The 2,515-nt window shown below is 66.1% G+C and carries 3 protein-coding genes; 1 reads left to right on the top strand and 2 read right to left on the bottom strand.

Annotated elements, in window-relative coordinates; all coding sequences use genetic code 11:
- Positions 1 to 378 (top strand): C40 family peptidase (locus AB0L97_RS38555; protein ID WP_364440001.1); only part of this gene is annotated, 378 nt, incomplete at its 5' end.
- 26 nt (positions 379 to 404) lie between these two features.
- Here AB0L97_RS38555 and AB0L97_RS38550 read toward each other — a convergent pair.
- Positions 405 to 1,346: a transglycosylase SLT domain-containing protein gene (locus tag AB0L97_RS38550; protein ID WP_364439999.1), complete on the bottom strand. Its 942-nt coding sequence runs from the start codon at positions 1,344 to 1,346 to the stop codon at positions 405 to 407.
- Positions 1,347 to 2,053: 707 nt separating this feature from the next.
- A partial coding sequence (locus AB0L97_RS38545; protein WP_364439997.1) for a phage tail tip lysozyme occupies positions 2,054 to 2,515 on the bottom strand: 462 nt, incomplete at its 5' end.

The raw sequence follows: 2,515 nt of genomic DNA, 5'->3' as shown, positions 1-2,515 counted from the left end.
AACGGCAACGGCGCGACCGGAGCAGCCGCGAAGGCTATCCAGGTCGCACTCGCTCAGCTCGGCGATCCCTACATCTACGGCGCGGAAGGGCCGAACGCCTTCGACTGCTCAGGCCTGATGCAATACGCGGCGGCCGCCGCCGGTGTTCGAATCCCGCGAGTCGCGGCGGATCAGTATCGCCAGTTGCCCAAGGTGAATCCCAGGGATATCAAGCCCGGCGACCTCATCTTCCCGTCCGAATCCTTCAAGGGAGCGAATAATCCCGGCCACGTCATCATGTACATCGGCAACGGTATGTGCGTCGAAGCTCCGCATACCGGTGGCCACGTCCAGTACCGGAAACTACCCAGCAGCTACGCGGCCGCACGCTGGGCCTGACTTTCCCGCCGCTTTCGCTCGACGCGTCAGTACCCCACGTACGAACCGCCACCACGCATCTGCACGATTCCGGGCACATTACTGACCGACCCGTAACGCTCGATGGCATAGCGAACGCCCGCGACGATATTGTCCACCGGATTCCAGATATCACGATGCCCCGGAAGCGAATACGCGTTGAACGTCGGATCGATGGTCTGCATCAGACCTTTCGACGGTATACCGGCCGCGGCGTTGCTGTCCCAGAGATTGATGGCGTTCGGATTGCCGCCGGACTCGTGCTGGATGATCGCCGCGATGTCGGCCGGATCGATCTGGCGCGTGTCGTAGCCGTTCTGGCGCAACACTTGCAGCGCTTCATCGATCCATTGGCCCTGCTGCCCCGACGGGCGTGTGCGTGGCGGACCGCCGCTCGGCCCTCGCATGCCGGAGTGCGAAGTGCGGCGGGGTCTGCGCGGCTGCGCGGGACGCGACTCGCTCAGGTAGCGGTCGGCCAGGGCCGCTACCCGATCGGCGGTGAGGACTGCCGCGGCCTGCCCCTGACCGAGCACACTTCCCGCGCGCTGCAAGGCGGTGTCCAAGGTGGAGATCACCAATTGCCTACTCGCATTCGCATCCTGGATACTGCCGAGCGCGGTCAAGGCGGTGTTCACCTCGGCGATGATCGCTCCGATCGCGGCGCGTCCCTGCGTGGTGCTGTCGACGGCACCACCGAGGATGCGTTCCAGTTCGGCGTTCATCGTCTGCGTCGCATCACCGTGGCGGGCGCGATTCTGATTGCTCGCGGCGTACTGAGAGCCGAGGGCGCCGTCCCACACGACGGGTCCGCTGGGCGGTGCGGCGCCCAGATCTGGCGGCGCGTACTGCTGTCCCGTCACCGCGGTCGGAGGACCATCACCGTATTGGGCCGCGATGGTGGCCAGCGCGCCCATCGCCGCGGCCGCCATGGGCGTGGACGAGCCTGCCATGCCGAGTGCGTCCGAGCGCGCGACAGGAGTCGAACCCGATGTGGTGGAGGTTGTTTCCGATACCGCCGGCGTGCTCTGCGCCCTCCCCTGAGCCGCCGCGCCGACCGGCGCCGCTGTGGCCGGTGCACCTGCTTGTGGCCGCGGGATCGGCGTGGGAGTGCCGCGCGCCGCGGACTTGGCGGATCGGCGCGGCGCGGAGGTGGTGGCGCTCGCACGTACGTCGCGAGCATCGCCGGTTTCGTCGGGATCCAGTTCGGGTGGAGTGCGATTCGGCACCATCAGATCCCCCGATGCGCCCGGCCGCTACGCACGGTGACCACAGAGGCAACCATGATTCACCTTCCGCCGGACGCTCCGGTACCCGCACCGGCGGTCACCGGACACGTTCAGTGCATGCCGAAGTCCGGAGAGGTTCGCAGCCAACGCGGCAACAAGTGTTGCGATTCGCGCCGATTCGGCGGACTAGTGCCGCCTTGCTCGCTGTCGGCTCACCGACTCCGAGAAACTCTTCCCAGCATTCGCCCCAAAGCGCATGCGCAGCTTAACCCGAATATCTCCCGGAGTCTCGACCGACGTGTTCCCGGGTGCGGGAACACCAGGTGACCCGCGTCCGGGCGACAGCGGTAGCCGACCACGGGCCCCATGCGAGGCAGCGAGGCGCCTCGGTGCCAGGTGCACCGAGTAACGTGCCCGAGGCCGGACGGCAATCAAACGGCGACGTTGCGCATCGCCGACGCGATGCTGTTCGCGTAGGCGATGCGCTGTCCTCTCGCGTCACCGGAACTTCTTTCGTAATACTGATCGAAGACCGCCGCCGCGTAGGCAGGCGTCTGCGCGGCTCGGAGATATCCGTACGCAGTGGATTCATTGCTGCGCAATTCGGCCATCATGTAATCGATCTGGACCTTCCAGTCGGTGACCGGCTTTCCTTGGGCGGCCGCGAACCGCTCCAGAGCCTGTCGTCGCCCACCCCGCCACTGGCAAAGACCGATGGCGCCTTCGCGCGAGTTGTACGCGCTGGTATTGAAACCGGACTCGACCTGCAGGTTACCCACGATCCCCGCTGCTTGCGCGGGCGTGAGTCCATATTTCGATATGAGGTACCGATAGACATCCGCGGGATTCGCGTTCGATCCCCCTGGGATGTTGTCGGCGCTGCCACCCGTTCC

This window comes from Nocardia sp. NPDC051911, assembly GCF_040681035.1.
In the GTDB taxonomy this organism is placed as follows: domain Bacteria; phylum Actinomycetota; class Actinomycetes; order Mycobacteriales; family Mycobacteriaceae; genus Nocardia; species Nocardia sichangensis.
Note: the sequence above shows the minus strand (reverse complement) of the source record. Positions and strands in the feature narration are given on the sequence as shown.

Excerpts from the sequence above, each read along its gene's own strand:
- AB0L97_RS38550 (WP_364439999.1), bottom strand. The coding sequence starts at position 1,346 with ATGGCAGGCTCGTCCACGCCCATGGCGGCCGCGGCGATGGGCGCGCTG.